The sequence below is a fragment of the Streptomyces omiyaensis genome, assembly GCF_014650895.1.
In the GTDB taxonomy this organism is placed as follows: domain Bacteria; phylum Actinomycetota; class Actinomycetes; order Streptomycetales; family Streptomycetaceae; genus Streptomyces; species Streptomyces omiyaensis.
Genome location: NZ_BMVV01000033.1, coordinates 1 through 26,120 on the forward strand (window position 1 = coordinate 1; position 26,120 = coordinate 26,120).

Annotated in this window: 21 protein-coding genes and 1 pseudogene; 4 read left to right on the forward strand and 18 right to left on the reverse strand. The window is 74.3% G+C overall.

What is annotated here, in order from left to right; genetic code table 11:
- Positions 1–212: 212 nt before the first annotated feature.
- Entirely contained in the window at positions 213–1,778 is a 1,566-nt protein-coding gene (locus tag IE287_RS33575; protein ID WP_373307958.1) for a hypothetical protein, read from the forward strand.
- A 69-nt stretch (positions 1,779–1,847) separates the two neighbouring features.
- Here IE287_RS33575 and IE287_RS33580 read toward each other — a convergent pair whose 3' ends face one another.
- Genes IE287_RS33580 through IE287_RS33595 form a run of 4 tightly spaced genes read right to left on the reverse strand, consistent with a single transcriptional unit; the run spans position 1,848 to position 4,677 of the window.
- A complete protein-coding gene (locus IE287_RS33580; protein WP_189853049.1) occupies positions 1,848–2,645 on the reverse strand; it encodes a VOC family protein in 798 nt (265 codons plus the stop codon).
- 59 nt (positions 2,646–2,704) lie between these two features.
- Positions 2,705–3,241: an NUDIX domain-containing protein gene (locus IE287_RS33585; protein ID WP_189853050.1), complete on the reverse strand. Its 537-nt coding sequence runs from the start codon at positions 3,239–3,241 to the stop codon at positions 2,705–2,707.
- Between the two features lie 34 nt (positions 3,242–3,275).
- Entirely contained in the window at positions 3,276–4,208 is a 933-nt protein-coding gene (locus IE287_RS33590) for a universal stress protein (protein ID WP_189853051.1), read from the reverse strand.
- Between the two features lie 58 nt (positions 4,209–4,266).
- Positions 4,267–4,677 carry a DUF5997 family protein gene (locus tag IE287_RS33595; protein WP_189853052.1) on the reverse strand — a complete coding sequence of 137 codons (411 nt, stop codon included), beginning with the start codon at positions 4,675–4,677 and terminating at the stop codon, positions 4,267–4,269.
- 92 nt (positions 4,678–4,769) lie between these two features.
- On the opposite strand from IE287_RS33595, the gene IE287_RS33600 reads away from it, so the two are divergent.
- On the forward strand, positions 4,770–5,525 hold the full coding sequence (locus IE287_RS33600) for a LysR substrate-binding domain-containing protein (RefSeq protein WP_189853053.1): 756 nt from the start codon (positions 4,770–4,772) through the stop codon (positions 5,523–5,525).
- A gap of 75 nt (positions 5,526–5,600) precedes the next feature.
- Positions 5,601–6,179: a Type-2Aa cytolytic delta-endotoxin gene (locus IE287_RS33605; RefSeq protein ID WP_189853054.1), complete on the forward strand. Its 579-nt coding sequence runs from the start codon at positions 5,601–5,603 to the stop codon at positions 6,177–6,179.
- 36 nt (positions 6,180–6,215) lie between these two features.
- On the opposite strand, the gene IE287_RS33610 is transcribed toward IE287_RS33605, so the two are convergent.
- The 7 genes from IE287_RS33610 to IE287_RS33640 form a co-directional block, all read right to left on the reverse strand.
- The gene (locus tag IE287_RS33610) at positions 6,216–6,776 is read right to left on the reverse strand and encodes a DUF6328 family protein (RefSeq protein WP_189853055.1); all 561 of its coding nucleotides are present in this window, start codon (positions 6,774–6,776) and stop codon (positions 6,216–6,218) included.
- Positions 6,777–6,872: 96 nt separating this feature from the next.
- The gene (locus IE287_RS33615; protein WP_189853056.1) at positions 6,873–8,534 is read right to left on the reverse strand and encodes an FAD-dependent oxidoreductase; all 1,662 of its coding nucleotides are present in this window, start codon (positions 8,532–8,534) and stop codon (positions 6,873–6,875) included.
- Between the two features lie 28 nt (positions 8,535–8,562).
- Complete coding sequence (locus tag IE287_RS33620) at positions 8,563–9,468, reverse strand: AurF N-oxygenase family protein (protein WP_189853057.1); 906 nt, start codon at positions 9,466–9,468, stop codon at positions 8,563–8,565.
- A gap of 195 nt (positions 9,469–9,663) precedes the next feature.
- Positions 9,664–11,430: a S8 family peptidase gene (locus IE287_RS33625; protein WP_189853058.1), complete on the reverse strand. Its 1,767-nt coding sequence runs from the start codon at positions 11,428–11,430 to the stop codon at positions 9,664–9,666.
- Between the two features lie 224 nt (positions 11,431–11,654).
- Complete coding sequence (locus IE287_RS33630; protein WP_189853059.1) at positions 11,655–14,648, reverse strand: carbohydrate binding domain-containing protein; 2,994 nt, start codon at positions 14,646–14,648, stop codon at positions 11,655–11,657.
- A 170-nt stretch (positions 14,649–14,818) separates the two neighbouring features.
- Positions 14,819–15,718, reverse strand: a complete 900-nt coding sequence (locus tag IE287_RS33635; RefSeq protein ID WP_189853060.1) for a DUF4344 domain-containing metallopeptidase — start codon at positions 15,716–15,718, stop codon at positions 14,819–14,821.
- Between the two features lie 111 nt (positions 15,719–15,829).
- Positions 15,830–16,339 (reverse strand): MarR family winged helix-turn-helix transcriptional regulator, encoded by a 510-nt coding sequence (locus tag IE287_RS33640; RefSeq protein ID WP_189853061.1) that lies wholly within the window; start codon positions 16,337–16,339, stop codon positions 15,830–15,832.
- Positions 16,340–16,453: 114 nt separating this feature from the next.
- Between IE287_RS33640 and IE287_RS33645 the strand changes: the two genes are divergently transcribed.
- Positions 16,454–17,902, forward strand: coding sequence for an MFS transporter (locus IE287_RS33645; protein WP_229883906.1), 1,449 nt, complete (start codon positions 16,454–16,456; stop codon positions 17,900–17,902).
- A 51-nt stretch (positions 17,903–17,953) separates the two neighbouring features.
- Here the strand turns inward: IE287_RS33645 and IE287_RS33650 are convergent, their stop codons facing one another.
- The 7 genes and pseudogenes from IE287_RS33650 to IE287_RS33680 form a co-directional block, all read right to left on the reverse strand.
- Positions 17,954–18,778 carry a VOC family protein gene (locus tag IE287_RS33650; RefSeq protein WP_189853062.1) on the reverse strand — a complete coding sequence of 275 codons (825 nt, stop codon included), beginning with the start codon at positions 18,776–18,778 and terminating at the stop codon, positions 17,954–17,956.
- A gap of 108 nt (positions 18,779–18,886) precedes the next feature.
- Positions 18,887–21,637, reverse strand: coding sequence for a fumarate reductase/succinate dehydrogenase flavoprotein subunit (locus tag IE287_RS33655; RefSeq protein WP_189853063.1), 2,751 nt, complete (start codon positions 21,635–21,637; stop codon positions 18,887–18,889).
- Between the two features lie 33 nt (positions 21,638–21,670).
- Positions 21,671–22,438: an ABC transporter ATP-binding protein gene (locus IE287_RS33660; RefSeq protein ID WP_189853064.1), complete on the reverse strand. Its 768-nt coding sequence runs from the start codon at positions 22,436–22,438 to the stop codon at positions 21,671–21,673.
- Positions 22,439–22,728: 290 nt separating this feature from the next.
- A pseudogene (locus tag IE287_RS33665) lies at positions 22,729–23,550 on the reverse strand (ABC transporter permease); the annotation flags it as partial.
- A 26-nt stretch (positions 23,551–23,576) separates the two neighbouring features.
- Complete coding sequence (locus IE287_RS33670; protein ID WP_189853065.1) at positions 23,577–24,944, reverse strand: ABC transporter substrate-binding protein; 1,368 nt, start codon at positions 24,942–24,944, stop codon at positions 23,577–23,579.
- 16 nt (positions 24,945–24,960) lie between these two features.
- Complete coding sequence (locus tag IE287_RS33675; RefSeq protein ID WP_189853066.1) at positions 24,961–25,188, reverse strand: 4Fe-4S dicluster domain-containing protein; 228 nt, start codon at positions 25,186–25,188, stop codon at positions 24,961–24,963.
- Between the two features lie 51 nt (positions 25,189–25,239).
- A complete protein-coding gene (locus tag IE287_RS33680) occupies positions 25,240–26,007 on the reverse strand; it encodes a GntR family transcriptional regulator (RefSeq protein WP_189853067.1) in 768 nt (255 codons plus the stop codon).
- Positions 26,008–26,120: the final 113 nt, after the last annotated feature.

The window sequence follows — 26,120 nt, forward strand, 5'->3', positions numbered from 1 at the left end:
CGATGGTACTGCAGGGGGGACCCTGTGGGAGAGTAGGACACCGCCGAACAATCATTGTGGGAAAGCCCCGCACCGTCATGGTGCGGGGCTTTTCTGCGTTCACCTCTCCCTTTCCCGTGTGCACGGGCGGTGCGGGGCTCTTCACTTCTCCGGGGTGCGGGCCTACCGTCGGCGGCCGGCGCGACCGACGTACGCACCTGAGGAGAGCCGCCTTGGACAGACGCGCAGCCGTGGCCACCGTCCTCGCCGCCCTCCTGCTGGGGGGATCGGCGCCCCTCGTGGAGGCCCAGGGGATACCCCTCGCCCTCGGGCACCGCCTCGTCGACCCCTACGAAGGGGCGCCCGGGACCGCGCGGCCGCCGGCGGGGGCGGGACCCGCCCAGCACCCCCACATGGCCCCCAACGGGCGGAACGGGATGCACGCGGACGCCGCCGGCAGCGGGACGCACCCCTACCCGGGGCCGCTGGGGCGCAAGCCGGAGGTCGTCAGCGAACGGATCGCGGCGATCGGCGGGGAGTGCGCCACCGTCACCTTCGACAGCGGCGGACGGCTCGTCACCGTCTGCGGCACCTTCGGCGGCTTCCTCCTCAAACTGCTCGACCCCCGCAGCCTGGACACGCTCGCCGAGTACCGGCTGCCGCAACGGTCCTCGACCGTGGAGGCGATCACCCGGCTCGACTTCGGGAAGATCTTCAAGGACACCTCGGGCGGGGCCTACTTCTACCTGGACGACCGCGACCGCGTGGTCCTCGCCGACCCCCGGCAGCACGTGCTGCGGATCTCCCACGGACAGCGGGCCGACGGCGGCTGGGAGTTCCGGGTCGACGACGACTGGGACCTCACCCCGCTGGTGCCGCACGACTGCGTCGGCTGGAGCGACCTCCTCCCCGACGGGGAGTGCGATCCCGTCACCTCCGTCATGCCGGACTGGGACGGGAGGATCTGGTGGGTCACCCGGCACGGCAGGGTCGGGACCGTCGACCCGGCCACGGGCGCCGTGCGGGCGATCCGGCTGGAGGGAGAGGAGATCCAGAACTCGTTCTCCGTCGCCGAGGACGGCGTCTCCCTCGTCACCGACCACGCGCTGTACGCCTTCGAGGCCGGCCCCGACGGGACACCGCGGGTGCTGTGGCGGGAGACGTACGACCGGGGGAGCGGGACCAAGCCCGGCTCGGTCAACCAGGGTTCCGGCACCACGCCCGACCTCTTCGGGCGGCGGGAGGAGTACGTGGCGATCACCGACAACGCCGACGACCGGATGCGCGTGCTCGTCTACCGGCGCGGGGCGGACGTGCCCGCGGGGGAGCGGCTCGTCTGCGCGGTGCCGGTGTTCCGCTCCGGGGCCTCCACCACCGACAACTCCATGATCAGCTGGGGTGACAGCCTCGTGGTGGAGAACAACTACGGCTACGAGAACCCCTCGTCGCTCGGGTTCGGGCGCAGCGTCGTCGGCGGGGCGACCCGCATCGACGTGCGGGCCGACGGGAGCGGCTGCGACGTCGTCTGGGAGAGCGACGTGCGGTCGCCGTCCACCGTGCCCAAACTGTCCACCGTCAACGGACTGCTCTACTTCTACGAGAAGCGCCCCCACCGCCTCGGCATCGACGCCTGGTACCTCACCGCCGTCGACTTCGGCACCGGGGCCCGCGTCTTCTCCCGGTTCACCGGGACGGGACTCGCCTACGACAACAACTGGGCACCGGTCACCCTCGGACCCGACGGCACCGCCTACGTCGGGGTCTTCAACGGCATCGTCGCCGTGCGCGACACCGGCTGAGCGGTGACGGACGGGGACGGTGCGCGCCCCCGGCAGGGCGCCGCACCGTCCCCGTACCGCCCGTGCCGGTCACTCCATCGGCGGCATCTCGCCGACCGTGGTCCGGACGTCGATCACCGCGAAGGCGGCGCCCTGCGGGTCGAGGAGGGCGGCGAAGCGGCCGAAGGGGCTGTCCATCGGGCCGAAGACCTTGCGTCCGCCGAGCGCCTCCGCGGCGGTGACCGCCAGGTCGCAGTTGTCGACGGCGAAGTAGACCTGGACGTAGGAGGGAACCTCCGGGGGGAAGTCCTCGGGCGTCATCCGCATCCGGCCGAGGAGCGGGCCGGCGCCGAGATCGAAGACCTTGAAGTCCATCGTGTCGTCGGTCATCTTCTTCGCGGCGTAGCCGAAGACCGAGGTGAAGAAGGCGTCCGACTTCTCGGGCTCACGGGTGAAGACCTCCGCCCAGACATAGGAACCGGACTCCCCCTCGAGCTCGAAGCCCTCGTGGACTCCCCCCTGCCAGAGGCCGAACACCACGCCGGCGGGGTCCTGGGCGAGGCACATGGAGCCGAACTCGCCGACCTTCATCGGCTCCATCAGCACCGTGCCGCCCGCCGCCCTGATCCTCCCGGCCGTGGCGGTGACGTCGTCGGAGGCGAGGTAGAGACACCACGCCGACTGGGGCGGGGTGTCCCCGCCGGGCATCGGCGGCACGACCGCGGCGACCGCCTTGCCGTTCTTGTAGGCCTGGGTGTAGTTCCCGAACTCCGTCGACTCCTCGCCGAAGCTCCAGCCCAGCACGTCGGCGTAGAACGTCTTCGCGCCCTCGGTGTCGGTGAACATCGCGTCGGTCCAGACCGGGGTGCCTTCAGGTCGTGCGGCCATGACGTGACTCTCGCTTCCGATCGGTGACGTGGTGCGTGGCGCGTGGCCCCGTGACCACGCTAGTCACGACCCGCCCGTCCCGCGCGGTGACGCGCGGCCCGCCCCAGGGCGTAGCGGTGGAAGGGGGCCTCGGGGAGCGGCAGGTCGGGCCGCCACACGGAGAGGACCTGGGCGGAGGGGAGGAACAGCGCCTCCGGCAGCCCGTCGGGCGAGGTCCACTCCCAGCGCACGATCTTCTCCGGCTCGGCCGGTGACGGCGTCCCCGTGAAGGAGCGGACCACCGTCGCCGCCGTCATGCGGGTCAGGTCCGGCGAGGTCACCGTGTCGAGCAGCAGCCCGAGGACCTCCACGTCGGCGGCGTCCGCGCGCAGGGTGGTCTCCTCGGCCAGCTCCCTGGCCGCCGCCTCCTCGATCGACTCGCCCGGCTCGACCCCGCCGCCCGGCAGCTCCCACACCCCCGAGCGGTCCAGGCCCAGCAGGACCCGGCCCCGGGCGTCGACGACCACCAGACCGGCCCCCAGGGCCGCCGTCGGGGCCGGGGGCCGGGTGTTGCGGGAGGCGGCGGCGGGATCGGAGGCGTACGCGTCGGACGTCATGCGCCCTGTCTACCAGCCGCCACCGACAGCGGGCTCACCGCGCGGCGGCCGGCGGGACCACCGCGACCGGACAGGCCGCGTGGTGGAGCACCGCGTGCGCCACCGACCCCACCAGGAGCTCCGCGATCCGGTGCCGGTGGTGCCGGCCCACGACCAGCAGGGCCGCCCGGCCGGAGGCGTCCACCAGGACGCCGGCCGCGTCCCCGGGCATCACCGTCCCCACCAGCTCCACCCCCGGCCACCGCTCGGCGAAGGGGCGCAGCCGGGCCCCCTGCTCGCGACGGGCCTCCGCGAGGAGTCCCTCCGCGTCGTCCGCGAGCGGCAGCGGCGGGGGCACCTGGAGGGCCGGGGACGGGGCCGCGACCAGCGCGGAAGGGGTCGGCGGGAGCCGCAGCACGGTCATCGCCTCCAGCGGTACGCCGCGCAGTCCCGCGGTCTCGAAGGCGAAGGCCACCACCTCGTCCGGGGTCTCCTCCGGATGCAGCCCGAGCAGGATCCGGCCGGCCTCCGGGCCGCTGTCGAGGGAGGCCGTGCGGGCCTCGTGCGGCACCACCACCAGGGGGCAGGGGGAGCGGGCGGCCAGCGCCCGGCCCGTGGAGCCGAGCAGGAGGCTGGCGAAGCCGCCGTGCCCCCGGGAGCCCGTCACCAGGAGGCGGGCGCCGCGGGCCGCGTCCGGCAGCACCTCGGTGACCGTGCCGTCCAGGGACGCGTACCGCACCGGCACGCGGGGGCCGCGCTCCTCGACGACGGTCCGGACCGCGTCCAGGACCGTGTCCGGCAGGTGGGGGTCCGTGCCCAGCGAGGCGATCCGGGCCGCGCCCAGCTGGAGCGCCTCGGAGCGGACGTGGGCCACGACCAGCGGGGCGCCCAGGGCCTCGGCGGCGCCCAGCGCCCAGGAGAGGGCGCGCAGGCTGTGCTCGGAGCCGTCGACGGCGGCGACGACGGGCGGGTCGGTTACCTCGTTCATGAGGGGATGCCTCCCGCGCCCGGCGCCGCGCCACACCGGCGACGGCGCGCGGGGTCCGTCAGGCGGACTGCTCGCGGGCGGCCTGGTCGGCGGCGCGCTGCGCGTTGCGCTCCTTGATCCGCACGGTCTCCTTGCGGACCTCGGACTGGGTGGCGCGCTCCTTGACCAGCCACTCCGGGGCCTCGGCCTTGAGGGCCTCGATCTGCTCGGTGGTGAGCGCCTCGGTGACCCCGCCGCGGGCGAGGCCGGAGATGGAGATGCCGAGCTTGGCGGCCACGACCGGGCGCGGGTGCGGGCCGTTCTGGCGCAGCTCCTGGAGCCAGGCCGGGGGGTCGGCCTGGAGCTCGTTGAGCTCGCCGCGCGAGACCACGCCCTCCTGGAAGTCGGCGGGGGTGGCTTCGAGGTACACACCCAGCTTCTTCGCCGCGGTCGCGGGCTTCATCGTCTGGGAGTTCTGGTGCTGCGTCATGGTGTCCAGGGTATCGAGCACACGGACGTCCGCCGACCACGGGCACTCGCCGACCTGCGCCGACGGGCCGGACCGGCGGGTAATCTTGCGGGGTGACTGACTCCTCCCCGGCCCCCACGACCTTCCGGCTCGGCTTCGTGCCCGGTGTGACCCCCTCGAAGTGGGTGCGGATCTGGGAGCAGCGGCTGCCCGACGTCGCCCTCGCGCTCCTCCAGCTCGCGCCCGCCGAGTCCTTCGCGGCGCTGCGGGAGGGGACGGCGGACGCGGCGCTGCTGCGGCTGCCGGTCGACGGCGAGGACCTGAGCGCGATCCCGCTGTACGAGGAGACGACCGTGGTGGTCGTGCCCAAGGACCACCTGTTCGCCGCGGCCGAGGAGCTCGCCGCCGAGGACCTGGCGGACGAGCTGGTGCTGCACCCGCTCGACGACACCCTCGACTGGGAGGCGCCGCCCGGCCGGCCCGCCCTCCAGCGGCCGCAGACCACGGCAGACGCGATCGAGCTGGTCGCCGCCGGGGTCGGGGTGCTCCTGGTCCCGCAGTCGCTGGCCCGGCTGCACCACCGCAAGGACCTCACGTACCGCACGGTCACCGGTGTCCCGCAGTCCCGGGTGGCGCTGTCCTGGCCCAGGACCGAGGAGGCGCCCGACCTGGTCGAGGAGTTCATCGGGATCGTCCGGGGGCGGACCGTGAACAGCACCCGGGGGCGCCGGGCGGAGGCCCAGAAGGGCCAGAAGACGGCCAAGCCCGCGCGGAAGGCCGCCGGGGCGAAGCCGGCCCGGCCGGCGAAGCCCGCCCGGGGCAAGGGCGGCGCCGCCGGACGCGGCGGGAAGCCCCGCCGCGGGCGCTGAACGGGGCCCTCGGCATACTCCTCCTGATGATCGATCGCCCACCCCCCCGGTGGGCCCCGAGAACAGGAGAAGCCCTTGGCAGCCAGTTTCAGGACCGTGATCGAGGTGGCGCCCGCCCACCTCGACGAGGCCCGGTCGATCGACCGGGTCTTCCAGGAGGCGATCGCCCCCGCCACCGTCAACTTCGACTTCGCGGCCATCCACCGGGCCGCGGCCGCCGTGCCGGACTGCACCGTCGTCCGCATGGTGCGCGGCTGGGGGCTCAAGGAGCACGCGCCGCTGCTCGTCATGGTGCTCTCGCTCAAGGAGGCCGTCCGCCAGGCCCTGCCGGCCGAGTGCGCGGAGGCGGGCTTCTGGGGGACGGTGGAGCGGGAGCTGGTCGCCGCCTTCACCGGTCTCGGCGAGGAGTCCGAGCAGCGCGGGCTGTCGTTCTACGAGGAGTCCGAGCAGCGCACCCGCTACTACCGTGACCTCTTCTTCGCGCTCCAGGACGAGGGCACGGGCGACGTCCTGCACGCGCTCGCGTTCTGCGTGGACGTCACCGTCGAGCTGCCGAAGGAGCAGGTGCTCGGGCTCGGTCTGACGGACACGGCGCCGTTCTCCGTCGGGCTCAACGCGATCGTGCTGCGCCGGCCGCTCGCCGTCGCGGCCTGACCCACCGCCGCCGGCCCGCCGTCCCGGGCCGGACCCTCAGCGCGGCCACGGCCCGTAGCCCTCGCCCCCGCCGTTTCCCCGCACGCCCCCGTTCCCGTCCCCGCCGTCGCTCCCGCGCCGGGCGACGAGCGGCACCGCGAACCAGCACAGCGCCAGCCACAGCGCCATCACGCCGACCAGCACCAGCGCGATGCCGTCGTCCAGCACCATCCGCGTGATCAGCAGGAACGTCGAGACCATCGTCAGGTAGAGCAGCACCACGCCGACCAGCGTCAGGCGCGCCGCCCAGTTCACCGTCTCCGGCTTGAGCCGGCGCCCGGCGACCAGCCGGTGCACCGCCACCGGTGCGACGAGGGCGCCCGTGGTGGCCGCTCCCAGACAGAACGTGACCACGTAGATCATCCGGTCCGCCGTGCCCAGCTCCGTGAAACGCGGCTGGAAGACGACGGCGACGAGGAAGCCGAAGAGGATCTGGGTGCCCGTCTGGGCGACCCGCAGTTCCTGGAGGAGTTCGTTCCACCGCCGGTCCGCGCGCTGCGCCGGGCTCTCCCCGCGCCCGTCGTCGTGCGGTACGGCGCTGCCGCTTCCGGTGGTCATACGGGGCGAGTGCCCCCGCCCCCGCCCCGTATGCACCGGTTCGGGGCGCGCCTCCTCCGTGCGCACCCCGGCCGGCGCCGGACCACCGGTCCGGCGTCAGCCCACCGGTCCGCGCAGTCTGCCGCGGCGGGCCGCCGCGACCAGCTCGGGGACCGTGGCGAGCTTGACCCGCGGCCGGCCGGCGGCCGCGCCCCGGGCCCGTTCGGCCCGGTCGATGGCGGCCAGGCCGCGGGCGTCGATCAGCCGGCCGGTGCGGTCGCGGGCGAGCCGGGCGAAGGCCTTCGCGGAGCCGGCCGGTTTCGGGAGGCGGCCGTCGACGGCGTCCGCGAGGAGGCTGCCGACGGTCTCGGCGGCGCAGGCGCGGTTGGCGCCGATGCCGCCCGAGGGGCCGCGCTTGATCCAGCCGACGACGTAGGCGCCGGTCATGCCGTCGACCCGGCCGGCGGTGTGCGGGACGGTGCCGGTGGCCTCGTCGAAGGGGAGTCCGGCGAGCGGGACGCCCCGGTAGCCGATGGCCCGGACCAGGAGCCCGGCCGGGATCTCGGCGGGGCCGTCGGCGCCGCCGGCGCGGACCGCGCGGACCGCGTCCGGGCCGAGCGCCTCCTCGGGCGCCGAGTGGAAGCGGAGCACGATGCGGCGCGGGCCGCCGTCGCCGGGGGCGCGGGTCCAGTCGACGGTCTCGCGGGTCGCGTCCCGCAGGAGCGCGGCCTTGTCGCCGGGTCCCGCGGCGTCGATGGCCCCGGCGATCCGCGGGTCGTGGGTGTCGACGACGAGCTCGACGCCGGGCACGTGGCCGAGGGCGAGGAGCTCGGAGGCGGTGTACGCCGCGTCCTCGGGGCCGCGCCGGCCGAGCAGCACCACCTCGCGGACCCGGGAGTCGCGCAGGGCGGCGAGGGCGTGGTCGGCGATGTCGGTGGCGGCGAGCGCGGCGGGGTCGGAGACGAGGATCCGGGCCACGTCCAGGGCCACGTTGCCGTTGCCGACGATCACCGCCCGCCGGGCGGTGCCCAGGGCGACCGCTTCGGGCGCGGTCTCCGGGTGGGCGTTGTACCAGGAGACGAGGGAGGTCGCGGAGAGGCTGCCGGGCAGGTCCTCGCCGGGGATGCCGAGGCGCCGGTCGGACGGGGCGCCGACCGCGTAGACGACGGCGTCGTGGTGGGCGGCCAGCTCCTCGGGGGTGACGTCCTTGCCGATCTCCACGCCGAGCCGGACGGTCGCCCGGGGGTGGGTGTGGAAGCGGGCGAGGGCGTCGCCGGCGCCCTTGGTGCCGGGGTGGTCGGGGGCGACGCCGTAGCGGACGAGCCCGCCGGCCACCGGGAGCCGGTCGATGAGGGTGACCTCGGCGTTGGTGTGCAGCAGCAGGTCCTCGGCGGCGTACATGCCGGCCGGTCCGGTGCCGACGACGGCGACCCGGATCGGGGCGAAGTCGGAGGGCAGCGAGCGGGCGAAGGCCGGCTCGCCCCAGGCGTGGAAGGTGGGGGAGGCGAGGACGGGGGCGGGTTCGCGGCCCTCGTAGTGGGCGGCGTTGATCGCCTCGTACTTCTTCAGCGGCCCGGTGAGCCGGTCGACCGGGAAGATCGCGTCGACCGGGCAGGCGTCGGCGCAGGCCCCGCAGTCGATGCAGGTCTTCGGGTCGACGTAGAGCATCTCGGTGGTGCCGAAGTCCGGCTCGTCGGGCGTCGGGTGGATGCAGTTGACCGGGCAGACGGCGACGCAGGTGGCGTCGGAGCAGCAGGTCTGGGTGATGGCGTAGGTCATGGCGGCGGCTCGGCTCGGCTCGGCGGGGTCAGAGGAGGTGGGCGCGCTGGTAGAAGAAGACGGCGGGGCGGGTCAGCATGCCGACGTCGCCGAGGAACTCCATCAGCCCGGAGCAGCTGGCGCGGAGCTGCGCCTTGTAGTGCTCGTTGGCGGCGGCCTCGCGGCGGGCGCGCTCGGGGTCGAGGCCGGCCCGGACGTACACCTCGGGGTTCACCAGGCTGGTGATGATGTAGTACGCGGCGGTGGCGACGATCAGCGCCTGGAAGTGGCGGCGGGCGCGGCTCGCGCGGGCGAGGTGGCGGCGGGTCTCGTCCCGGGCGAACTTCATGTGCCGGGATTCCTCGACGACGTGGATGTTGTTGATGGTCCGGACGAAGGGGACCACCCGCTCGTCGCGCATCCAGTCGCGCTGCATGACGTCGAGGACCTCCTCGGCGACGAGGATGCCGGCGTAGGCGGCCTCGCCGAAGCCGACGGTCTTCATGACCCGGCCGAGCTCCATGATCGCGCGCTTGGGCCGGTAGGCGGGGGCGCCGAGCTTCTCGGAGCCCCGGGCGAACATGATCGAGTGGCGGCACTCGTCGGCGATCTCGGTCAGCGCCCACTGGAAGCGGGGGTCGGTGTGGTCCATGCGGTAGATGTCGCGGAGGACCAGCTGCTGGAGGATCATCTCGAACCAGATGCCGGTGGAGGCGACGGAGGCGGACTCCTGGCGGGTCAGCTCCTTCTGCTGCTCCTCGGTCATCTCGTTCCAGTACGCGGTGCCGTAGAGGCTGTTCCACTCGGGGCTCTGTCCGTGGAAGCCCTTGTCGAGCGGGGTGTCCCAGTCGACCTCGACGGCGGGGTCGTAGCTGAGTCGGGCGGCCGACCTCAGGAGCCGCGCGGCGACGTCGTCGTGGTCGTGGTGGTCCGGGCGAGCGGTGCTGCTGGCCATCGGTGCGGCTCCTTGGGTCACGCGGTCGGCTCGTCGTCGTACCGTCGCTTGTTAGACGCGGTGTCTAGCAAGCTTGTTAGACGGAACGTATAGCAACGGTGCCGCGCGGGCTACCCCCCGGTACGGACTTTCTTCGCGGGCACGCGAAGGGGGGCCGGAGCGCAGGCGCTCCGGCCCCCCTGGGGGTCGCGTGGATCAGAAGGTCAGGTTCCAGGCGTCGATCTTGCCGGTGTCCGCACTGGCGTTGTCGTTGACGCGCAGCTTCCAGACGCCGTTCGCGACCTCGGAGGAGGCGTTGACGGTGTAGGTCTGGACGATGTTGTCGGTGCCGCTGCCGGTCCGGTTGTGCACGGTGTAGACCGACCCGTCGGGGGCCACCAGGTCGACCTTGAGGTCGCCGATGTAGGTGTGCTTGACGTCGACGCCCACCTTGAGGGTCGCCGGCGCGTTGCCGGTGACGCCGCTGACGGTGATCGCGCTCTCGACGGTGGTGTTGTCGGAGATCGTCACGTCGGTCAGGTTCTCGAAGTACTTGCCGGGCGGCGGGGTCGAGCCGCCGACGGCCTTGAGCGCGTCCACGCGGCCCTCGCCGAAGAAGCCGTTCTTCGCCGTGGTGCCGGTGCAGCGGGCGTCCGACGGGCAGGCCAGGTCGGTGGCGTGCTCGCCGAGCTTGGCCCGGATGTCCGCCGGGGTGTACGCCGGGTTGGCGCTGGCCAGCAGGGCGGCGACGCCCGCCACGTGCGGGGAGGCCATCGAGGTGCCGCTGAGCGAGGAGTACTTGCCGCCGGGGACCGTGCTGTAGACGGACTCGCCGGGCGCCGAGACCTCGATGACGTCACGGCCGAAGTTGGAGAACGAGGCCTTCGAGGTGCCGCTGGTGCCGTTGGCGGCGACCGTGACCACGCCGGGGAGCTCGGCCGGGATGTCGAGGCAGTCGTTGGTGATGGTGCGGGTCACCGGCGTCGAGTCGTTCGGGCTCGACGAGTCGGTGGTCTTGTTGGCCAGGTCCACGTTGGAGTTGCCGGCCGCGGCGACCTGGAGCGAACCCTTGCCCTCGGCGTAGGCCTGGGCGCGGCCCACGCCCTCCAGGATGGCCGCCTGGTCGAGGTTGTTCGGGCAGTTGAACTGCCACGGGTCCGTGTAGTAGCTGTTGTTGGTGACCTTGAAGCCGTGGTCACCGGACCACACGAGGCCGCAGATGGTGTTCTCCGGGAAGAACAGGGTGCTGCCGGGCTCGGCGATGCGGACCGAGGAGATCTTCACGCCCGGCGCGACGCCGATGGCGCCCTTGCCGTTCTTGGCGGCCGCGACCGTGCCGGCGACGTGGGTGCCGTGCTGGTCGACGTCGCGCCAGGCGCCGGCGCGGGTGTCCGCCTTGCCGTAGGCGCAGGAGACCGAGTCGGCGGCGTTGAAGTTCGGCGCGAGGTCCTGGTGCTGGTCGTCGACGCCGGTGTCCAGGATGCCGACCTTGACCGAGGCGGAGCCCGGGTTGACGGCCCAGGCCTGGTCGGCCTTGATCTGCGTCATGTCGGAGCGCACGGGTTCCGTCGTCGGGGCCGCGGACTGCGCGGGGTTGGACGGCAGGGCCGGGTTGTACGCGTCGGCCGGGACGTCCGAGGTCCGGGTGGCGCCGGCCTTCTGCACGCCGGGGACGGTGCGCATGGTGGCGGCGAAGCCGGTGGCCGTCGAGTGGGCGACGATCACGCCGATCGCGTCGTACGAGGCGAAGACCGAACCGCCGTTCGCGGCCACGGCGTTGCGGACCGCGGTGGTGTCACCGGGGGTGGTGATCACCAGGTAGGCGCGGGTGCCGGCCGCCCAGGCGGCCGGGGCCGCGGCGTTCGACGGAGCGGCGGCGCGGAAGGCCGCGAGCGGCTCGTTGTCGAGCGGGGCGGCCTGGGCGAGCGAGACCGGGCCCGCGAGCGCCAGCGTGGTGCCGAGCGCGGTCGCCGCGATTCTCATCCGGCCTGATATGTGGGAAAACAATGCGTCCTCCGATGACCCGGTGGCGCGTGTGGCGCCGGCCGGGCCCTGTGATGTGTGGGGTGGACGCAAGATCCCAGACGGGCGGAGCGGAAGGAAGGCTTCTGCCCGAGATGCCGGTCCGCGTAACAAAATCTTGACTTGAACATGCCGAAAGGGGGCGGATTTCCTCCTCCGCCCCCTCCCGGCGCCCGTGTGGGCGGCTACTTCAGGTACGGACCCGCCGTGCCGATCTTCCCGGGACCGTTCAGCACGTACACCCGCAGGTTGCCCTTGCCGGGCGCGCCGACCGTGAGGGTGCCGCCGGTGACGGTCCTCACGTCGCCGGTGACGGCGTCGGTGTAGGTGCCGTTCGGGATGCCGCTGTAGGTGGCGCCGCCCGAGACGGTGACCAGCGCGAAGCTGTCCGTGGAGCCGCTGGTGTAGCGCCGCTTGAAGGCCATGCCGCCGGAGATGCCCTCGGTCGAGTACTGGCCCATCTGGAGCGCCGGGACGGCCCGCCGGATCTCGTTGAGCCGCTGGACGTGCTTGACCAGGGGCTGCTGGAGGGTGGTGGCGACCTGGCCGCTCGCCTCGGAGACCTTCGAGAAGTCGGAGGCGGTGACGGTGCCGGCGAGGTGCGCGCCGTAGTAGGCGCGGCCGGTGGTGGCCAGCGGGCAGCTCGGCCCGCAGTCGATCTTCTGGCCCTTCTGGAACTCGATCTCGGAGCCGTAGTAGAGCGTCGGGATGCCGCGGAAGGTCCACATCAGCGACATGTTCTCGGCCCAGGCGTCGGTGCCGCCGGTGTACCGCTCGCTGGACTTGTTGGGGCCGTAGTCGTGGCTGTCGACGTAGACGACGTTGTAGGTGGCGTCGTTGTAGCTGTCGTCCGAGTCCTTGCCGTTGGAGAAGGCGTTGGAGGCGTCACCGAAGTTCATGTGCATCCGCATGTCGATGACGTTCATGCCGGAGAAGCGGCTGTGGTCGGGCGCGTGGTAGCTGTTGCCGTTCAGGAAGGCGTTGGTGGAGGTGGGCTGGTTGCCGGTGCCCTGCTGCTGCTCGTAGTCGTACATCTCCAGCGCCGCCCTGGCGTCGTCGGCGTCGTACTCCTTGCGCTCCTTCCAGGTGAAGAACTGGGCGGAGTGGTTCACCGAGCCGCGGTTCCACTTGTCGTTGACGAAGGCCGCGACCTCGCCGAAGACGAAGAAGTTCTTCGCCGCCTCGGCGCCGTGCCGCTGGGTGACGCGCTCCTGGATGGCGGGGAGGAAGCGGCGGTTCCAGGTGGTGCGCGGGATGTGCACCGCGGTGTCGACGCGGAAGCCGTCGACGCCCATGTCGATGTACTTGTTGTAGGCGCCGATCAGGTGGTTCTGGACGGTCGCGTTCTCGGTGTTGAAGTCCGCCAGGTCTTCGTGCAGCCAGCAGGAACGGGAGTCCTCGCCCTCCCAGTTGCCGATCCAGCACGGGTGGTAGAGCTCCTTCGGGAACATCCCCGAGGTCGGGCTGGGCCACTGGCAGTTGTAGACCGTGTACCCCTCGGCGCTCTTCCCGCCGGTCGGCTTGCCCCAGTTGACGCAGGTGTTGCCGGCGGGCTCGGCCGTCGACCAGAGGTCGCCGTTGTAGTAGGACTTGCCGGTCTTGGTGTCGATGGTCAGTCCGTCGTACTCGAAGCCGGGCTGCTTCTCGTCGTAGTACCAGCTCCACTGGGTGTCCCGGACGCCGTACACGGTCGGCGTGAACAGGCCCTTGGCGCCCCAGCGGGAGGAGTGGTTGTAGACGACGTCCTGGTAGATCTTCATGCCCTTGGCGTGGGCCGCGTCGATGAGGTCCTGGTAGGAGGCGCCGGCCGACTCCAGGCGCGGGTCGACCTTGTAGAAGTCGTAGCCGTGGTAGCCGTGGTAGTCGTAGTCCGAGCGGTTCAGGACCACGGGGGTGACCCAGACGGCGGAGAAGCCGAGGCCCTTGATGTAGTCGAGCTTCTGGATCAGGCCCTTGAAGTCGCCCCGGAACATGGGGTCGTCGTTCGCCGCGTTGCCCGACTTCACGTGCTGGCTGCCGCCCCGGTTGTTGGAGGGGTCGCCGTCGTGGAAGCGGGCGGTCAGGACGAAGTAGATCGGGTCCTTGCGCGGGTCGGTGCCGAGCGGCTTGCCGTTCGCCGGGGCGGTGGGCCTGTCGCCGGTGGTGGCGCTGGCCGGCGCGGAGGCGGCCGAGACGTTCCCGGCGGCGTCCACGGCCTTCACCGTGTAGGTGTACGCGGTGCGTTCGGCGAGGTTCGTGTCCGAGAAGACCGTCGAGCCGACGTCGGTGACGACCGTGCCGGTGCTGCCGCCGACCCGGGTGACCTGGTACTTCGTCACGCCCCGGTCGTCGGTGGCGGCGTTCCAGGAGAGCAGGACGGAGACCCCGTCGGCGGTCGCGGTGACCCCGGCGGGAGCGGTGGGCGCCTGGGTGTCGGGCGGGGTGGCGGCGCAGGGGTCGGAGGCGTTCGCGGTCACCACCCGGTCCCGGACGGTGGAGGTGCCGGTGCCGATCGTGTAGTCGGAGCCGCCGTTGTTGTCCCACACGCCGTTGCCGTTGTTGAAGGCGGCCTTGAGGGAGGTCGCGGTGCCGAGGTCCAGCTCCCGCTTCCACCAGCCGGTGCAGGCCGCCGTCATCCCGAGTCCGGGCACGGTCGTCCACGCGCCGCCGGCCGGCCGGTAGTGGACGTTGACCGTGGACCAGCCGAGGGAGGCCGAGGAGTAGTACACCGTCGCCTTGTTCGCGGCGGGCGGCGGCGTGTCGGCGCACGGGTCGGAGTGGGCGACCACGCCGTCCTTCACGGTGATGTTCCCGGTGCCGAGGGCGTAGTTGCGGCCGCCGTTGTTGTCCCAGGTGCCGGTGCCGTTGTTGAAGGTGGCCTGGAGGCCGGCGGCGGAGCCGAGGGAGACGGTCTTCTTCACCCAGTCCGTGCAGGCGGCCTCCATCGCCGTGCCCGGGACGGTCGTCCACGTGCCGCCGTCGGGGGCGTAATGGAGGTTGTAGGCCGACCAGTTCTTCGTCTTCGTCCAGTAGTGGACCGTCGCCGTGTTCTCGGCGACGGCCGCCGCCGGGGCGGCGGAGAGCGCGACGGCGGTGCTCGGCGAGGCACCGGGCGGCGCCGCGACCAGGCCGGTGAGGCCTGCGGCGACACCGAGCAGCGCGAGGGCGCGCCCTCGCGGCCGTGTGCGGGTGGGGGTCATGGGGATCTCCAGACGGGGGCGCGCCGGGGTGGGGGCCGGAGGGAACAGCGGGGATCGGCCCCCTTGGAAGCGCATGCGGAAACTTGCGGAAAGTTCTTGCGTCGGCGGGAAGTTACCCCTGTGCGGCGCGCGCGTAAAGGGTTCGCGTCGAAGCGGTTCGCATCGTGGGACTACCGCTCCCTGAGGTGCGGACCCAGGAGGGCGCGCCAGGAGGAGTCGATGCGCTCGTACTCCGCCGGACAGAGCGCGGCGCGGTCGCGGGGGAGCACCCCGTCCGGGTTGCCCTCGGCGTCCACCGCGTCCGCGAAGCGCCCGGGATCGGAGCCGTACAGCCAGCAGGCCCAGTCGAAGAAGCGCTGGCCGTCCAGGGAGTGGACGTCGGAGTACGCGGCGATGCCCGGGTCGCCGCCCTCCGACGCCTGCCACAGGGCGCCCCAGGCGTTGATGGTGGAGATCGCGTAGTCGGCGTGGCGCTCGTCGCCGGAGGCGAGGAGGAGGACGGCGAGCTGGTCGACCGCGTCCTCCTCGCGACCGGTGACCGGCAGGTCGTACAGGTCGACGAGGGCGTGTCCGAGCTCGTGGAAGAGGACGCCGTTCGAGAGTCCGACGACGTCCTCGTCGACGGCGGCCCGCCCGGCCGCGCCCCCGTCGGTGTCGATGCCGGTGAAGACCCGCCGGGCGTCGGGCACGAAGCCGTAGCAGTAGGTGATCCGCCCGGTGTCCTCGTCCCAGAAGGGGTTGGGGGCCGCGCAGCGGGCCGCCCGGAGGGGGACGTCGCGGGGCAGGGCGATCCGGGCGCCGGCGTAGGCGGCGGCGTCCTCCAGGACCCGGCGGTCCCTCAGGAAGGTGCGGGCGGCCCGCTCCTCGGCGGTGCCGGCCGCCGCGTAGGCGACGACGAGCCGGCCGTCTCCGGGTGTGGGGGAGGGGGCGCCCTCCGGGGCCGCCTCGGTGGACGCGCAGCCGGCGAGGAGGGCGGCCGCCAGGGCGAGGCGGACGGCCCGGCGGGCGGCCGCGCGGGCGGCGGGGCGGAGGCCGGCGGGCGTACCGCGACGGGTGCGGGCGGCGGGCATCGGCGGCACCTCGGTCTCGTGGGCGTCCTGCCGACGAGCCTGGCCGGGCCGGGTGCCGGGGGCGAGCCCGCCGTGCCGGACGGGTGAGAGGGGGGTGGGCCGGGCGCCGGTTCAGGGCCGGGGCCAGGGGCGGCCCTCCAGCCGCTCGATGTCCCGGTTGAAGCGCTCCAGGAGGTCCGCGAAGGCGGACACGTCCCCGGCGGGCCAGTCCTCGACGATCCTGCCGAGGCCGTCGATGTTGAAGCTACGGTCCGCGTCCAGGCGGCGCTCGCCCTCCTCGGTGATGCGGAACTTGCGGGCGATGCCGCCCTCCGGGTCCGGGATGCGCTCCACGACCCCGGCCCGCACCATCGCCGCGGTCTGCCGGTTGAGGGTGGAGGCGTCGAGCCCGAAGGCGTCGGTGAGCTGTCCGATGGACATGGGGCCGTGCATCCGGATCCGGGTGAGGAGCACGTACGCGCTGCGGTCGAGGCCGCCGGCGCCGACCCGGGTGCGCGGTGCGTGGAGGTGGGAGTGCCGGCTCAGCAGCATCGTCTCGAACTCGATGCGCGCGGTGGCCGCGTCCGGCGCGTCCGGCTTGCTCACGGGCCTCTCCACGGGCGTCTCCTCGGGCGTGTCCATGGGGTCATTCTCTCCTGCGGCGGCGAGATGTGCATCATGCATGACTTGTGCATCATGCAATTAATGTGCATGATGCACAAGCCTTGCTTCCGTGACCCACCCAGGGAGAGACCCGTGGACCGCGCCCAGACCGACGCACGCCCCGGAGGCGTCGTCGGCGTCCTCGCCTTCGCCGGCATCGTGGCGGCACTCATGCAGACCCTCGTGGTGCCGCTCATCGGCGACCTGCCGCGGCTCCTCCACGCCAGCGCCTCCGACGCCTCGTGGGTGATCACCGCGACCCTGCTCGCCGCCGCCGTCGCCACCCCCGTCGCCGGACGCCTCGGCGACACCCTCGGCAAGCGGACCGTGCTGCTCGCCTCCACCGTCCCGCTGATCGCCGGATCCGTCGTCTGCGCCCTCGCCGACTCGGTCGTCCCGATGATCGTCGGCCGCGGCCTCCAGGGTCTCGGCATGGGCGTCGTCCCCGTCGGCATCAGCCTCCTGCGCGACGTCCTGCCGCCCGAGAAGCTCGGCGGCTCCATCGCCCTCATGAGCGCCTCCATGGGCGTCGGCGGCGCCCTCGGCCTGCCGTTCTCCGCCGCCGTCGCCGAGCACGCCAGCTGGCGCGTCCTCTTCTGGGTCGCCGCCGCCCTCAGCGCCGTCGTCGCCGCCCTGATCTGGCGCCTCGTCCCGGCCGGCCGCCGCAACCCCGCCCCCGGCCGCTTCGACGTCCCCGGCGCCCTCGGCCTCGGCGCCGGCCTCATCGCCCTCCTCCTCGCCGTCTCCAAGGGCGCGACCTGGGGCTGGGGCAGCGCCACCACCCTCGGCCTCTTCGCCGCCGCCGCCGTCGTCCTGGTCGGCTGGGGCTTCTGGGAGCTGCGCACCCGCGACCCGCTCGTCGACCTCCGCGTCACCGCCCGCCCGGTCGTCCTGCTGACCAACCTCGCCTCGGTCCTGGTCGGCTTCTCCATGTACGCCCAGTCGCTGGTCGTCCCGCAGCTCCTCCAGCTCCCCGAGGCCACCGGCTACGGCCTGGGCCAGTCGATGATGGCGATGGGCCTCTGGATGGCCCCGGCGGGCCTCGCGATGATGGTGCTCGCCCCGCTCGGCGCCAAGCTGTCCGCCGCCCGCGGTCCCAAGGTCACCCTCTCCGTCGGCGCCCTCGTCATCTCCGCCGGCTACGCCTCCTCGCTCGCCCTCATGGGCTCCACCTGGGGCCTGCTCGTCGTCACCCTGATCTGCAACACCGGCGTCGGCCTCGCCTACGGGGCCATGCCCGCGCTCATCATGGGCTCCGTCCCCACCGAGGAGACCGCCTCCGCCAACAGCTTCAACACCCTCATGCGGTCCATCGGCACCTCGGTCTCCGCCGCCGTCATCGGCGTCGTCCTCGCCCAGATGACCACCACCCTCGGCGGCCACACCCTGCCCTCCGAGAACGGCTTCCGGACCGCCATGCTCATCGGCGCCGGCGTCGCCCTCCTCGCCTCGGCCGTCGCCGCCCTCATCCCCGCCCGGCACGCCCCCGGCGCCGACGCGCCCGCGCAGGCCCCCTCCCCCAGGGCCGCCCGCACCGCCTGACCCCCGGGCAGCGGTACGGGTACGGGGCCCCCGGCCCCGTACCCGTACCGCTCACGGCGTCCCGTCCTCCTCCAGCGTGAACAGCGCGCCGTCCGGGTCCCGCACCACCACCCGGCGGCCGTCGCCCGCCGCGCCCGGCTCCCGGGCCCACTCGCCGCCCGGCACCACCGACCCGCCGTGCTCCGCCACCGCCGCCACCGACGCCGCCAGATCCGCCACCCGGAACCGCACCAGCCAGCGCGGCCGCAGCTGCGGCCGGGGCGAGGCCGCCTCCACCGGGCCGCTGTCCAGCCGCGCCACCGGAACCCCGGCCCGGCGCAGCACCACCCGGTCCTCCTCGTACGAGGTCTCGCAGCCGTCCGGCGCCCCCTCCGCCCAGCGCAGCACCCCGCCGTAGAAGACGGCCGCGTCGAAGGCGTCCCGGGTGTGCAGCTCCACCCACGCCGGGGCACCCCGCTCGCCCACGTGCCAGCGCGACACCGGACGCCCCTCCCACACCCCGAACGCGGCCCCGTCCCGGTCCGTCGCCAGCGCCGCCCGGCCCTGCGGCGGATACGCCACCGGACCCACGCCCACCGTGCCGCCCCGCTCCCGGATCCGCGCCACCGCCGCGTCCGCGTCCTCCACCGCGAAGAAGACCGTCCAGGCCACCGGCACCGCCAGCTCCGCCGCCAGCGCGGCGACCCCGGCGACCGGCGTCCCGTCCCGCTCGCCCACCGCGTAGGCCGAACCCGCCTCCGGCTCGCCCGGCCGGAACGACCAGCCCAGCACCGAGCCGTAGAACCGCTCCGCCGCGTCCAGGTCACGCGCCGCCAGACTCAGCCAGCACGGCGCGCCCAGCGCCCGCGCCGTCGTCGGCTCCGTCACCGGGCCCACCTCCTCCTCACCCGCGCGCCCGCCGGCCGGACGTCACCCCGCGCGCCTTCCCCGGCCCGCACCCCGGCACACCCCGCTTCACCCGGGCGGCGGCGGGGAGGGACGGGCTCAGGAGGCCGCCGGCGCCCTCCCCCTGGCCGCGTACGCCCGCACGTCGGCGTCCGGGTCGGCCGCCGCGGTCGCGAGCGCGGCCCGGGCCTCCGGGGCGGGAAGGTGTCCGAGGAGCGCGAGCACGGCCGCCTTGCGCACGTCCGCGTTCCCGTCCGCCAGCGCCTTCGCCAGCGCCGGCACCGCCCGGTCCGCCGCGGCCGCCCGCAGCGCCGCCGCCGCGCCCGCCCGCACCTGCCACGCCGGATCCCCGAGCGCGGCCACCGCGCGCCCCGCCAGCGGCGCCGGGCAGCCGGCCGCCGCCAGCGCGCCGAAGGCCGCCCCCCGCACCAGCGGGTCGGCGTCGCCGAGCAGCGGCACCAGCGGAGCGGACCGGGGCACGGAGACGGCCGCGAGCCCCCGCGCCACCGCGACCCGCACCTCGCGGGCCGGATCGGCCACGGCACCGGCCAGCGCGCCGACCGCGTCCACCGACACCAGGGCCCGCACCGCCTGGAGCCGCACCTCGACCGCCGCGTCGGCCAGCGCCGACGCGTACACCCCGGTGCCGCCGAGGCGCCGGGCCCGCAGCACCTCGACCGCCACCGCCCGCACCGCCGGATCGGGCACGCCCAGGGCGGCCCGCAGCCCGTCCCCCAGGGCCCCGTCGGCCTCCACCACCTCCACCAGCTCGCGCAGCGCCCCGACGGCGGCGGCCCGCACCGCCGCGTCCGCGTCCCCCAGCCGGGCCGCCAGGGCCGCGCCCGTCCCGGCGGGCACCGTCTCCGCCAGCGCGGTCACGGCCGCCGCCCGCACGGCCGGCTCCCGGTCCGTCAGATAGGGCTCCAGGGCGTCGAGCTCGGGGGACTCCTCGGCCAGCGCGAGGAGCCGCAGCAGGCGGGGGTCGGGACCGGCGGGCACGGCGGGACCGGCGGCCCCGGCCGGCCGTCCCGCCCCGGCGGAGGCCGGGACGGCCGGCGCGGCCTCCCGCGGACCCGCCGTCGCGACCGGCACCAGCGCCACCTCGCCCAGCGGCCGTTCGGCACCCCGCGGCGGCGTGAACTCCGGCACCGGCACCACGTACGGCTCCACCGGCCGGGCCGTGAACTCCATCGCCCCGGACGCCGACCTGCGCAGGTCCAGGTGGTACAGCCACTCCTCGTCGTTCTGCTCCGGGTGGTCGAGACGCTCGTGGTACAGCCCCCAGCGGGACTCCGTCCGCGCCAGCGAGGCACGGGCCGCCATCTCCGCGCAGTCCCGGATGAACGACACCTCCGCGCAGCGCATCAGTTCGTGGGGCGTCCGCCCGCCCATGCCCGCGATCTCCCCCGACATCCGCTCGAAGGCCTCCACGGCCAGCGACAGCCTCGCCCCCGACTTCGGCGGTGCCACGTAGTCGTTCACGAACCGGCGGAGCTTGTACTCGACCTGCGGCTGGGGCGGCCCGTCCGGGTTCCGCAGCGGCCGGTACACCAGCTCGTGCGCCGCCTCCAGCTGCGCCCGGTCCAGCTCGCCCCCGTACGCCCGGTACCGGGCCGCGTCCTCGCCCGCGAGGTCGCCGTAGACGAACGCGCCGATCATGTAGTTGTGCGGCACGCAGGCCAGGTCACCGGCCGCGTAGAGACGCGGAACGGTGGTGCGGGCGTGCGCGTCGACCCGCACCCCGGAGGCCGAGTGCCCGCCGCACAGACCGATCTCGGAGATGTGCATCTCGATGTCGTGGGTGCGGTAGTCGTGCCCCCGGTTGGCGTGGAAGGTGCCCCGGGTGGGGCGCTCCGTGGAGTGCAGGATCGACTCGACCGCGCCGATCGTCTCCTCGGGCAGATGGCTCAGCTTCAGGTACACCGGGGCCCGGTCGGAGGCGAGTTCGGCCGCGAACTCGGCCATCATGTGCCCCGACCAGTAGTCCGACCCGACGAACCGCTCGCCGTGCCGGTTCACCTGGTAGCCGCCGAAGGGATTGGCCACGTAGGCGCAGGCGGGGCCGTTGTAGTCCTTGATCAGCGGGTTGATCTGGAAGCACTCGATGCCGGTGAGCGCGGCCCCCGCGTGGTACGCCATCGCGTATCCGTCGCCGGCGTTGGTGGGGTTCTCGTAGGTGCCGTACAGGTACCCCGAGGCGGGCAGGCCGAGGCGGCCGCAGGCTCCCGTCGCCAGGATCACCGCGCCCGCCCGGACGATCACGAACTCGCCGGTGCGGGTGTGGAACCCGGCGATCCCGACCGCCCGGCCGTCCTCCGGGCGGGTCAGCACCCGGACCGGCATCACGCGGTTCTCGATCCGGATCCGCTCCCGCATCTCCCGCCGCCGCAGCTGCCGGTACAGGACCTTCTTCACGTCCTTGCCCTCGGGCATCGGCAGCACGTAGGAGCCCGAGCGGTGCACCTGCCGGACCGCGTACCCGCCGTGCTCGTCCTTCTCGAACTTCACGCCGTACGACTCCAGGCGCCGCACCATGTCGTGGCCCCGCACCGCTGTCTGACGGACCGTCGACTGGTCGACCAGGCCGTCGTTGGCGCGGGTGATCTCGGCGACGTAGTCGTCCGGGTCCGCCCGGCCGGGGATCACCGCGTTGTTCACCCCGTCCATGCCCATGGCGAGGGCGCCCGAGTGCCGGACGTGCGCCTTCTCCAGGAGCAGCACGTCGGCGCCGTGCTCGGCGGCGGTCAGCGCGGCCATCGTGCCGGCGGTGCCGCCGCCGACGACGAGCACGTCGCAGGAGAGCTCCCGCGCGTCGGCGAGGGCGGGGGCGGAGGTCAGGGAGGTGGACACGACGGGCCTTTCCGGCAGGGGGAGTTCGGAGGATCAGAGGGAGTCGAGGACGCGGCGGCGCAGCTCCCGGGTGGCCGGGGCGTCCCGGGCCGCGCGGTCCCGGGGGTGCGGCACGTCGAGCACCCCGCCCGAGGGCAGCAGGGCGATCCGGTCGCCGAGGTGCACGGCCTCGTGCACGTCGTGCGTCACGAAGACGACGGTCGCGCCGGTGCCGCGCAGGATGCCGGCCAGCAGGTCCTGCATGCCGGTCCTGGTGTGCGCGTCCAGCGCGCCGAAGGGCTCGTCCATCAGCACCGCCCGCGGCCGGCCCGCGAGGGCCCGGGCCAGCTGCACCCGCTGCCGCTGCCCGCCGGACAGCTGGTGCGGCCACTTCGCCGCGTGCCCGGCGAGACCCACCCGCTCCAGCCACTCCCCGGCCGCCCGGCGGCGGCCGGCGCGGTCCGCGCCTCGGATCGCCAGCGGCAGCTCGACGTTGGCCCGCACCGAGCGCCACGGCAGCAGCGCGTCGTGCTGGAAGACCAGCGCCCGGTCGGCGCCCGGCCGCCGGACCGGCTCCCCGTCCTGGGTGACCCGGCCCGCGAGCGGCGGCAGCAGCCCGGCGAGCGTCCGCAGCAGGGTCGTCTTCCCGCAGCCCGAGGGGCCGACCACGGCCAGCACCTCGCCCGGCGCGACCCGCAGGCTCACCTCCCCGGCCAGGGCGGTGCCGTCCGGGTGCCCGAGCCGCACCCCGTCGAGGGCGAGCTCGGCACCCGCGAGCGGGGGAGCGGCGGGAGGGGCGGGAGGGGCGGTGACGGTGCTCATGGGACCGGCTCCTTCTCGGGTGCGGGGAGGTGCGCGGGTGCGGCACCGCCCTTCGGCGCGGTGTGGGTGTCGGGCCGGGTGCCGGTCTCGGGCCGGGCGTCGCCCGCGGGCCGGGTGCCGGTTTCGGATCGGGCTTCGTCCGCGGGTCCGGTGTCGCCTGCCGGTGCGCCCTCGCCTGCCGGGTCGGTCTCGTCCGCCGGTGCGGCCTCGCCCGTCGGGTCGGTCTCGTCCGCCGGTGAGCCCTCGCCCGTCGGGTCGGTCTCGCCCACCGGTGCGGCCTCGCTCGCCGGTGCGGCCTCGGGCGCGGAGCCGGCGGGCACCGGCGCCGCCGGCGGCTCCCCGGCGCGCGGTGCCGTGCCCCGGGCGGCCGGACGGGGCAGCCAGGCGGTGACCCGGCGGCCCGCCAGCTCCACGGCGGTGGAGGTCAGCAGGCCCAGGGCGCCGATGGTGACCATGCCGACGAAGACGCCGGGATAGTCGACGACCGTGTAGTCCTGCCAGGTCCGGTAGCCCACCCCGTACTCGCCGGAGATCATCTCGGCGGAGATCACGCAGATCCACGCCACGCCGATGCCGACCGACAGGCCGCCGAACACCCCGGGCAGGGCGCCCGGCAGGACCACCGACCAGAGCACCCGGGCCCGGCCGCCGCCCATCGTCCGGACGGCCTCCTCGTGGACCGGGCTCAGCGCCCGCACCGCGTGCCGGGTCGACACCAGCACCGGGAAGAAGGCCGCCGCGCAGGTGATGAAGACGATCCCCTGCTCGTTCGTCGGCAGCAGCAGGATCGCCACCGGCACCAGGGCGATCGCCGGGACCGGCCGCACCACCTCCACCAGCGGGCCCAGCAGGTCGGCCGCCCACCGCGAGCGGGCGATCGCCGTCCCGGCGGCCACCCCGAGGAGCGCCGCCAGCAGGAAGCCCGTCACGATCCGGCGCAGACTGTGCCCGAGGTCCTGCCAGTAGGCCGCCGTGCCCACCCGGTCGGCCAGCGCCGAGGCGACCTCGCCGACCGTCGGGAACTGCTCGAACCGCAGCCACAGGTTCACGTCGTACGCGGTGAGCACCTGCCACAGGCCCAGCGCGGCGAGCAGCGACCCCGCCCGCACCAGGCGGCGCCCCGCCGTCGCGGCCGCGCTCACGAGCCCGCCGCCCGGACCGCGTCCGCGTAGGCCACGATCCGGGAGCCGGCGTGGGCGGCCACCCACCGCTCGGCCGCCGCCCGCGTCACGAACGCGTGCCACGTACCGCCGCCCTCGACCCACACCGCCCGGTCCGCGAACCACGGGGTCCCGGTCGCCGCGTCCGGCACGTACGCCGCCCGCACCGCCCCCGGTCCGGCCGCCGCGACCGCCCTCAGCAGCTCCGCGGCCGTGCCGAACGCCCGGGTCGTCGACCGCCCGCGCAGCCACAGCTCCGCCTCGGCCGCTTCCGCCCTCGGGTAGCCCGCGGCGGTCACCGCCCGCTTCAGCGGCGCCGGGTCGACGAAGGCGTCCACGTCGACGTCCTTCACCAGCCCGGCCTCCCGCAGCACCGGCACGTCCTCCTCCAGCGCGGCCAGCAGCTCGGGCCGCAGCTCCGGGTCGAAGGTCGCGATGCCCCGGGCACCGTTGTAGAGGTAGACCACCTCCGCCGGCAGCCCCGTCTCCTTCGCGACCGACTCGGCGGACGCCACCGGAGCGGACCGCAGCCGGTCGGTGGCCCGCCGCTGCGCCCGCAGGAAGGCGTCCAGCGCGCCCGCCCGCTCCCGCGCGAACTCCTCGCGCACGGTCACCCCGTGGAAGGTCGGCAGGTCCAGCTCGGCCCCGTCGTACAGCGCCTGCGCCTTCCCCTGGAAGGCCAGCAGACCGGGCCAGGCCACGAACTGCGACAGGGCGTCCACGCTGCCGCCCGCGAGAGCCGAAGCGCCCACGCTGGGCTGCTGGTTGAGCTTGGAGACGTCCTTCGCCGGATCGAGTCCGGCCCGGCGCAGCGCCCGGACGAGCGTGCCGTCGGCGGCCGAGCCGGCGCTCGTCGACACCCGCTTCCCCTTCAGGTCGGCGAGCGTCCGCAGCTCCGAACCGGGCGCGGTCACCACGGTGTTCAGGCCGCCGCGCAGGTTGTAGCCGGTCACCGAGACGAGCCGGGTGGGCTCCTTCAGCTCGCGCCCCCGGGCCGCGTTGAGCAGCAGCGGGAAGTCGCCCATCGAACCGATGTCGATCTTCCCCGCGGTCATCTGCGCGGTGATCGGCGCGCCCGTCGCGTAGTCCTGCCACACGACCCGGTAGCGGACGCCGTCCTTCCGGCCCTGCGCCGCCAGCTCCTCCTCGAAGTAGCCGAGCGAGCGCAGCAGGGTCCCCGCGGTCACCGTGTTGATGGTCTTCGACTGGTAGCCCACGGTCACCGTGACGGCGCCGCCGGGCCCGCCGTCCGCGCCCGCCGGGCCGCCGCAGGCCGCGACGAGCGGCAGCAGCAGCGCGAGCGGCGCGAGCGGCGCGAGCGGGCGGGCGAGTCTCTTCTTCTTCATGGGAGTTCGGTGCCTTTCACCGGAGCAGGTAGGGCATGTTGACGGTCACCGCACCGGTGGGACAGCGGGCGGCGCACGGGCCGCAGTACCAGCACTCGTCCACGTGCATGTAGGCCTTGCCGTCCTCCTCGCGGATCGCGAGGGAGTCCAGCGGACACATGTCGACGCAGAGGGTGCAGCCGTCGATGCAACGGGACGCGTCGATCGTCACGGGCACGTCGGCGCGCTGGGGCACCAGAGGCATGGCGGACTCCAGGGGAAAGGGGCGTACGGGGAAAGGGGATGTGCCGGGGAGTCAGGGGGAGCGGCGCAGCACGCCGCTCATGGTGATCCGGTCGCCGCGGAAGCGGATGAACTCCAGGTCGACCGGCCGGCCGCACGGCAGATGGGTGAGGCGCTCCAGCATGAGCAGGGCCGCGCCGCGCGGGGCCTGGAGGACGGCCGCCGCGTGCGCGTCGGCGTTCACCGCCTCCAGGGTGATGTCGGCGTGGCCGAGCGGCCCGCCGGTCAGCTGCTCCAGGAGGCGGAACACGTCCGTGTTCTCCAGGTCGCAGCCGAGGAGGCCGGAGCCGATGTCCATCGGCAGGTACGACAGGTCCAGCGAGAGCGGCAGTCCGCCCAGCCGCCGCAGCCGCTCGACGCACAGCACGTCCGCGTCGTCCGGGAGACCGAGCCGGTGGGCCACCGGTCCCGGCGCCCGCACCGGACCGAGGTTCCGCACCTCGTTGGTGACCCTGCCGTGCTCGTGCAGGGTCTCGGCGAGCCCCTGGAGCCGGTCCAGTCCGTGCGGGTACTTCTCGGCGACCACCACCGTTCCCACCCCCGGCTGCCGGTCCACCAGCCCTTCGCCGCGCAGCAGGTCGAGGGCCTGGCGGACGGTGTTCCGGCTGGCGTGGTGGTCGGCCGCCAGCGCGTCCTCCAGGGGCAGCACCCCCCGGGGGAAGGCGCCGGTCAGGATCTGGTGCCGCAGCAGGTCGGCGAGCTGCCGGGCCCGGTCCGCGCGCAGCCGGCGGCGGCGGGCGGCGGCGACCGGGAGGGCGGCGGGGGTGCGTTCGGCGGGCATGGCAGGGAACGTAGCCGGGGTGCCGCTCCGATGGTGTTGCCGCAGTATTGCGCCACAAGCGCCACCCCGCGTACCGCTCCGACCTGCGAGGACACCGGGACGAGACGGAGTTC

Coding starts and splice junctions, on each gene's coding strand:
- IE287_RS33580 (WP_189853049.1), bottom strand. CDS start 2,645: ATGGCCGCACGACCTGAAGGCACCCCGGTCTGGACCGACGCGATGTTC.
- IE287_RS33585 (WP_189853050.1), bottom strand. CDS start 3,241: ATGACGTCCGACGCGTACGCCTCCGATCCCGCCGCCGCCTCCCGCAAC.
- IE287_RS33590 (WP_189853051.1), bottom strand. CDS start 4,208: ATGAACGAGGTAACCGACCCGCCCGTCGTCGCCGCCGTCGACGGCTCC.
- IE287_RS33595 (WP_189853052.1), bottom strand. CDS start 4,677: ATGACGCAGCACCAGAACTCCCAGACGATGAAGCCCGCGACCGCGGCG.
- IE287_RS33610 (WP_189853055.1), bottom strand. CDS start 6,776: ATGACCACCGGAAGCGGCAGCGCCGTACCGCACGACGACGGGCGCGGG.
- IE287_RS33615 (WP_189853056.1), bottom strand. CDS start 8,534: ATGACCTACGCCATCACCCAGACCTGCTGCTCCGACGCCACCTGCGTC.
- IE287_RS33620 (WP_189853057.1), bottom strand. CDS start 9,468: ATGGCCAGCAGCACCGCTCGCCCGGACCACCACGACCACGACGACGTC.
- IE287_RS33625 (WP_189853058.1), bottom strand. CDS start 11,430: ATGAGAATCGCGGCGACCGCGCTCGGCACCACGCTGGCGCTCGCGGGC.
- IE287_RS33630 (WP_189853059.1), bottom strand. CDS start 14,648: ATGACCCCCACCCGCACACGGCCGCGAGGGCGCGCCCTCGCGCTGCTC.
- IE287_RS33635 (WP_189853060.1), bottom strand. CDS start 15,718: ATGCCCGCCGCCCGCACCCGTCGCGGTACGCCCGCCGGCCTCCGCCCC.
- IE287_RS33640 (WP_189853061.1), bottom strand. CDS start 16,339: ATGGACACGCCCGAGGAGACGCCCGTGGAGAGGCCCGTGAGCAAGCCG.
- IE287_RS33660 (WP_189853064.1), bottom strand. CDS start 22,438: ATGAGCACCGTCACCGCCCCTCCCGCCCCTCCCGCCGCTCCCCCGCTC.
- IE287_RS33670 (WP_189853065.1), bottom strand. CDS start 24,944: ATGAAGAAGAAGAGACTCGCCCGCCCGCTCGCGCCGCTCGCGCCGCTC.
- IE287_RS33675 (WP_189853066.1), bottom strand. CDS start 25,188: ATGCCTCTGGTGCCCCAGCGCGCCGACGTGCCCGTGACGATCGACGCG.
- IE287_RS33680 (WP_189853067.1), bottom strand. CDS start 26,007: ATGCCCGCCGAACGCACCCCCGCCGCCCTCCCGGTCGCCGCCGCCCGC.